Below are 412 nucleotides of genomic sequence, written 5' to 3'. Positions count from 1 at the left end.
CTATGGCGGCGTCGTGATCACCGAGGCTGGCACCGACCCGAAGGTCGCAGGGCTGGTCTACATCACGGCGTTCGCGCCCGACCAGGGTGAATCGGTCGGCAAGCTGATCGCCAATCCTCCTCCGGGCGCGCCGGTGCCGCCGATCCTGCCGCCGAAGGACGGCTTCCTCTCGCTCGATCGCGCGAAGTTCGCTGCGTCGTTCGCTGCCGATGTGAAGCCCGACGTCGCGGCTTTCATGGCTGACTCCCAGGTGCCCTGGGGCGTCACGGCGCTGAACGGCGAGGTGACCGTGCCGGCCTGGAAGAGCAAGCCGAGCTGGTACCTGGTGGCGACCAACGACAAGATGATCCCGGTCGATGCGCAGCGCATGATGGCCAAGCGCGCCGGCGCCAAGACCGTCGATCAGGCCGGC

At 68.2% G+C, this 412-nt stretch carries 1 protein-coding gene; it reads left to right on the top strand.

Annotated elements, in window-relative coordinates:
- The coding region (locus tag GO615_RS28230; protein WP_169133105.1) for an alpha/beta hydrolase at positions 1 to 412 on the top strand (412 nt) is incomplete at both ends.

The sequence above is a fragment of the Aromatoleum evansii genome, assembly GCF_012910805.1.
Classification (GTDB): Bacteria; Pseudomonadota; Gammaproteobacteria; order Burkholderiales; family Rhodocyclaceae; genus Aromatoleum; species Aromatoleum evansii.
This window is presented reverse-complemented; position numbering and strand designations above follow the sequence as displayed.